The organism is Streptomyces sp. NPDC046977, assembly GCF_040644455.1.
Classification (GTDB): Bacteria; Actinomycetota; Actinomycetes; order Streptomycetales; family Streptomycetaceae; genus Actinacidiphila.
The window spans coordinates 94,703-100,702 of record NZ_JBEYWO010000031.1; the positions used below are offsets into that span (position 1 = coordinate 94,703).

At 69.7% G+C, this 6,000-nt stretch carries 6 protein-coding genes and 1 pseudogene; 2 read left to right on the top strand and 5 right to left on the bottom strand.

Going from position 1 to position 6,000, the window contains the following annotated elements; genetic code table 11:
- Positions 1–253: 253 nt before the first annotated feature.
- Positions 254–1,000 carry an SDR family oxidoreductase gene (locus ABZ883_RS34735; protein WP_360913429.1) on the top strand — a complete coding sequence of 249 codons (747 nt, stop codon included), beginning with the start codon at positions 254–256 and terminating at the stop codon, positions 998–1,000.
- Between the two features lie 576 nt (positions 1,001–1,576).
- On the opposite strand, the gene ABZ883_RS34740 is transcribed toward ABZ883_RS34735, so the two are convergent.
- Together ABZ883_RS34740 and ABZ883_RS34745 are read right to left on the bottom strand one after the other, a co-directional pair.
- Positions 1,577–1,780, bottom strand: coding sequence for a hypothetical protein (locus ABZ883_RS34740; RefSeq protein ID WP_360913431.1), 204 nt, complete (start codon positions 1,778–1,780; stop codon positions 1,577–1,579).
- Positions 1,781–2,081: 301 nt separating this feature from the next.
- Positions 2,082–2,492 (bottom strand): annotated as a pseudogene (locus ABZ883_RS34745) (transposase); the annotation flags it as partial.
- Between the two features lies 1 nt (position 2,493).
- Here ABZ883_RS34745 and ABZ883_RS34750 point away from each other — a divergent pair.
- A complete protein-coding gene (locus tag ABZ883_RS34750) occupies positions 2,494–2,775 on the top strand; it encodes a barstar family protein (protein ID WP_360913433.1) in 282 nt (93 codons plus the stop codon).
- 183 nt (positions 2,776–2,958) lie between these two features.
- On the opposite strand, the gene ABZ883_RS34755 is transcribed toward ABZ883_RS34750, so the two are convergent.
- The 3 genes from ABZ883_RS34755 to ABZ883_RS34765 form a co-directional block, all read right to left on the bottom strand.
- On the bottom strand, positions 2,959–3,573 hold the full coding sequence (locus ABZ883_RS34755; RefSeq protein ID WP_360913435.1) for a TetR/AcrR family transcriptional regulator: 615 nt from the start codon (positions 3,571–3,573) through the stop codon (positions 2,959–2,961).
- A complete protein-coding gene (locus ABZ883_RS34760; protein WP_360913437.1) occupies positions 3,573–4,421 on the bottom strand; it encodes an oxidoreductase in 849 nt (282 codons plus the stop codon). Before ABZ883_RS34760 ends, ABZ883_RS34755 begins: the two co-directional genes overlap by 1 nt.
- 76 nt (positions 4,422–4,497) lie before the next feature.
- Positions 4,498–6,000: Mu transposase C-terminal domain-containing protein (locus tag ABZ883_RS34765; protein WP_360913439.1), on the bottom strand; the 1,503-nt coding region annotated here is incomplete at its 5' end.

Sequence of the window (6,000 nt, forward strand, 5' to 3'; positions counted from 1 at the left end):
TACGCGGCATGCGGGGGGCGAGATCCGTCGATGTAACGGTCTGCAGTGGGTCGTGACGCCAGGTGCCCGTCGTATTGACGCTCTTGGTGCAGCCGTTGCGGCAGGGCGGGGTGCGGTCGGCGGCGACGGCGGGAAAGGCCGCCGCGGTAGGCAACAGGAATTGTCCTGGTTTCCTCACATCGTGCGTCACAAGCAGAACGACTGCCCGGTCTGGTCTGTGCCGGATCAGGAAAGCTCCGAGAGGAATCCCGTTATGAAGGTCGTAGTGATCGGTGGAACCGGGCTCATCGGCTCGAAGGTGGTCGCCCTCCTGGGCCGGCACGGGCACGAGGCGGTCGCGGCCTCACCCAACACCGGCGTCAACACGCTGACGGGCGAGGGGCTGGCCGACGTCCTGCAGGGTGCACAGGTCGTGGTCGACGTGTCCAACTCCCCTTCGTTCGAGGACGACGCGGTCATGGAGTTCTTCCGTACCTCCACGACCAACCTCCTCAATGCGGAGGCGGACGCCGGCGTGACACACCACGTGGCGCTGTCCGTGGTCGGCACCGATCGCCTCCAGGGGAGCGGCTACTTCCGTGCCAAGCAGGTCCAGGAGGACCTGATCAAGGCATCCGGGCTCCCGTACTCCATCGTTCATGCCACGCAGTTCTTCGAGTTCGCGAAGGGGCTCGCCGACGGCATGACCGACGGCGACACCGTGCGCCTGCCGGCCGCCAAGATCCAGCCCATGGTGTCCGACGACGTGGCCAAGGCCGTCGGTCGCACCTCGGCCGGCGCCCCGGTGCACGGCGTGGTGGAGGTCGGGGGCCCGGAGACGTTCGAGATCGAGGAGTTCATCCGCATGGGACTCGACGCCCAGGGCGACCCCCGCAAGGTCGTCACCGACCCGCAGGCGACGTACTGGGGTGCCGCCCTCAGCGAGGACACGCTGCTCCCTCGGCCCGACGCACACATCGCCGAGACCAAGTTCGCCGACTGGCTCGGGCAGCAGAAGTAGTTGCTCGGGGTGGCCCTCGCCGATAGGAGAGGGCCACCCACACCTTTCGGGCGCCGTCTCCCATGACGGGATCGCCAGTTGAACCGTGCATGACGGATCTGGTGCGGCGACTGGTGCCGGACACGTTGTGACCGCTGAAGCGGAACTCCTGGGAGAGCTCATTGCACGAGCCCTGGCCGGCGTTCGACGGTGGGTCGGCGAACCTCGTCTTCGACGGGCCGATGTGTCCCTGCTGGTCCGTGACGCGGACAGACCGAACCAAACCGTAGGCTTCGACCGTCCGGACGTGCCTCCAGGAGGACGACCTCAAGGCGGCGATGGACGTCGCCGGATGGCTACTTCGACGCGGGCGTCCGTGACAACGGCCTGGGCCAGGTACACCATGTCGTGCGCCACGAGGACGGCTTCCGTCGTGTAGCGGTTCGCCGGCCAGCTCGCCGAGGTTTTCCTGGCCATCGCGGCAGCCCGCCCAACGCGGCACGTGCGACCGACGGTGTTCTCGATCCCGGCGTACAGCAACGGCGACCGTTCCGAGGGGCGCCCGCGGCGCCGGGGGGCCATCGCACCCGGGGATTCCTAGTCGCCGCCACCGTCCCTCCCTCTCATGCTCCGGCGCCGGCTCCTCTCCGATTGCCGGAGCAACTCACCCGCAGCAAGCGTCACGGACGCAACGACACGGACCCAGCGGGGCCCGCCGCGCGCCGCCCACACCACGCATACGCACCCGCCGACAACGAGCGCCAGCACGCCGAGCAACCCCACAACAAACATGTTGTCCATCTCCGAGAACAGAGGGTCCCACCGACCCGTCATCTGGCGGACGCACCTCACGAGCTGTCGGTTCCCGATCGCACTCCAGCCGCGGCCCGCCGCCCCCAGGATCAGTCACCGCGGTTCGGCTGACGGTGACAATGGCCTGGGCCCGCGCTTGATACATCAGGTCGCAGCCCACGAAGACAGCTAAGCGAGCGGTGCAAAGCGGGGTAAGGCACAGGATCGTGCGGCAGACCCGCCCTCCGAATATCGGTCACGTCCGCTGGAGTGGTGTATCGACGGCCACTCGGTGATCTCTGCTTTGAGGCTATGCGGTGAGTTCGGTGGGCAGGACGGCGTCGTGGGTTTCTGACTCGTTCGGGTGGGGGCGGGTCTTGGCGAGGAGATCGCGGCCCATGTAGCGGCGGGCCTCGGTCCACTCGTCGTTCTGCTCGGCCAGGACCGCGCCGACCAGGCGGATCACGGCGGTGCGGTCGGGGAAGATCCCGACCACGTCGGTGCGGCGCCGGATTTCCTTGTTCAGTCGTTCCTGCGGGTTGTTCGACCAGATCTGCCGCCAGATCTCCCGCGGGAACGCGGTGAAGGCCAGCAGGTCGTGCCGGGCGGCGTCCAGGTGCTCGGCGGCCTTGGGGAACTTCCCCTCCAGGGTGTCCAGGACCTGCGTCATCTGGGCCTGGACGGCGTCGGCGTCGGGCTGCTCGAAGACCGTCCGCAGCAGCGTGGCAACCCAGCACGTCACCGACAGGACCGGCTTGCTTCTGGCACTCGGCGAAGCCCTGCTCGGTCCTGGCGCCCACTACGGCAGAGACCTGGACTCGGTGCAGGACTACCTGTGCGGCGGGCTCTGCGTCGTCCCCCCGTTCACCCTCGTCTGGCACCACGCCGACATCGCCCGCCGCGCCCTGGCCGGACACATTCTGGACCACCTTGGCGGCCTGTCCTACTTCGAGGTGACCGTGAACCTCCTGCGCGAGTACGGCGTCACCGTCGTCCTCCAGTGAGGGGGGCGAAGGGTGCTCCCGCCTCCTTGAGGACGGCGCCTGACAGGGAGGAGGAACGAAGTGGGCAACGGCCTGGTCCGTCAGGGCCCGGTTGTCTCGCGTCCTGGGACTCGGCCGGCGCTACGGGTATCGAGGTGCACGGTCCAGTCGGTTGCGTGCCTCACCGCGGCCGTGGCGGATGCCTCAGGTGGTCAGTCCGGCGATGGTCAGCCAGATGTGTTCGCATGTCGCCGACGCGTCTTGGAGCTTCTCGCGGGATTCCTGTGAGGCGTGGTAGAAGGTCCGTTCGATCATCCAGCACAGGGCGCGTGCCATTGCCGGGGCCTGGTCCGGTGCGGGGCCGGCCTGGATGCCGGCGCGTTCCAGGACGGCGGTGATGGCCGCGATGAACAGGTCAGCCGTGTGGTTCCACAGCTCGCCGATCTCCGGCACGGTCAACGACAGGTCGATTGCCGTGCGCATGACCAGGCCGTGCTCGTTCCACAGCTCGACCGTGCGCTGCATGGCTGCCGCGATGGCCCGGTGCGGCTCGTCGGCCTCCGCGGTGGCCCTCGACCGCTCCCACAGGTGCTCGACGGTCCGGGCCACGAGTGCCGTGACCACTTCTTGCTTGGAACCGTAGTAGAAGTACAGCGCGCCGCGGGTGATGCCGGCGCCCTGGGCGATGTCGGCGACGGTCATGGCGTCGTAGCCCTTGTGCGCCAGCAGCGCCTCGCAGGTGTCGAGGATGGCCCGCTCCCGGACGTCGCCCTTGCGTTCGGCGGCGCGACGGCTCCGCGCGGGGTGGTCGCCGGGCATCAGAGCTGCGCGCCGTCGGCGAAGTCGGTCGTACGGGAGAGTGCCTCCCATGCGCGGATGTCCTCGTCCACGGCCGTGCGGGCGGCGGTGACCAGTCGCAGCGCGTCCGAGCCCAGGACGAGGTGGGCCGGCGGGCGCTCGACCGAAGTGATGTGCACGAGGGCGTCCCCGGCCTTGGCCGGATTGCCCAGCTGGTTGCCGCTGGCCTTCTGCCGCGCTTCGCGGATGGGGGTGAACAACCCGTCGTAGTCGTCGACGGTCCGCGCGGCGCGTGTCATGGACCGTCCGGCCCAGTCGGTGCGGAAGGAGCCGGGCTCGATCGCCGTCACGTGGATGCCGAACTGCGCGACTTCCTTGCCCAGCGCCTCGAGGATGCCTTCCAGGGCGAACTTGCTGCCGCAGTAGGCGGACATGCCGGGCACGGCCATGAGCCCGCCCATGGAGGTGACGGCCATCAGGTGTCCGCGGCGACGTCGGCGCATGTGGGGCAGTGCCGCCCGCAGCGTGGCCACCGCCCCGAACACGTTGACCTCGAACTGCCGTCGCACCTCGGCCAGCGGGGTTTCCTCGAAGGTTCCCTCCAGGCCGTAGCCGGCGTTGGCGACGACGACATCCAAAGGGCCGACGCTCTGCTCCACCTCCGCGACCACACCGGGGACGGCGTCATCGTCCGTCACGTCCAGCAGGCGACCGTGAGCGGTACCGGGCCTGAGTTCTTCGAAGGCCCGCAGGTCCTCCGCGGAGCGGACGGTGCCGACGACGGTATGACCTGCGGCCAGGGCGGCCTTGGCGAAGGCACGTCCGAGGCCCGTGCTGACGCCGGTGATGAGCCAGTTCTGCTTTGGCACTGCTCCTCCAGAGAGGCCCTGCGAGGAGCCGGACGGCTCCTCCACCAGAAAGTCTACACGGTGTCGATTTTTACCGTCAGCATGTAGATTCTGGTAGTGCTCGCGAGGTGGAGCACTCAAAGTCATCCGCGTGCCCCGCCCCGCCCGCATCGGCGCCGCCAAGGCCCAGCAGCCAGGCCGTCGACCAGAACCGCACCCCGATCACCCCAGGGACACCCAGCGGGGCCGACCGCGCCCGCCCCGGCACCGCCGCACACATGGCAGCCATGCCCGGCCCGGTCTCGTCGGCGTCTTGGGCGCGGTCGTGTCCCGGGTGGCGGGCCGGGGGGATCGGGGCGGTGGGGGTGCGGGCGATGAGGGCTTGCTCGGTTCTGGTGGCGTGGCCGCTGTGGACGCGGCGCATGAGCTGGTCGAGGGCGTCGGCGAGGTCGGCTTCCTGGCGGTCGGTATCGCCTCGGTGGTTGCTGTGCAGGGTGGCGGTTCTGATGTGGTGCCAGGTGCGGTCGTTGAACGGCCGGTGGACGTGGTCGCGGTGGATCCAGCCGATTTCGGTGAGGTGGCCGTCGGGCAGGCGGACCCAGATCTGGCGGACGTCGTGGGGGTTGTAGTGGATCTCCCATTTCCCGCCCCGCCCGGCGTGGGGGGAGGGCTGGCCGCGGTAGGGGGCCAGCAGGTCGTGGTCGTAGGTGCGGTGGTGGATGCGGATACCGACGGCGGTGATGGCCTGCCAGCGCACGGGCAGCAGTTCGAGGTAGTCGTTCCGAGTGAGGGGGACGGGCACGTACCCGGCGACGGCGACCAGCGCGGCCCACATCTCGTTCGGGGTGAGCGCTTTCTTGGGCATCATCGGGTGGCGCAGGCCCCCGTGGGGGCGGTGGTGGTAGTGCACCAGCCATTCGTCGAGGAGGTCTTGCAGGTGCGGGACGCTGTAGCAGGCCTCGAGTGCGGTGTCGGGGCCGCGGCGGGTGACGTCGGATCCGGTGTAGCCGGGCAGGTGCTGGCAGAACAGCGCGTTGATGGTGCCGAACGCGCGCTCGACGATGCCTTTGGCGGTAGGGGTGTGGGGCGGGGCGGGCTGGACGCTGATGCCGAGGGTCTCGCAGGCGGCGGTGAAGGCCCGGGAGATGAAGACCTTGCCCCGGTCGATGACGATTGTCTCGGGCAGGACGACCGGCCGGGCCGCAGCGCCGGCCAGGCGCTCGTCGAGCGTGACCAGCTGCTGGTGGGGCAGTGTGCGGGCGTGGTCCATGCGCAGGATGTTGGGCCAGGTGGGGCGGGCGGGGTGCGGGACGGCCATCTCCGCCAGGAGCAGGGCCGCGTCGACGGCTTTGGTCGCGCTGGGGCACAGGACGGCGGCGAGGATGGCGCGGGTGGCGACGTCGACGGCGATTGAGAGTTCGGGGCGGGCAAGGGTGCCGTCGTCGAAGAGGGCCAGGACGTCGAGGCGGGTGGTGTCGACCTGGACCTGTTCGCCGGGCCGCAGCGCCATCGTGGGGGTGAAGGCGCGCCCGTCGAAGCTGGCGGGGGTGGGCCGGACGGGCCCGGCGGGCAGTTCGCCGGGGCGGGCGAGGGCGGCCAC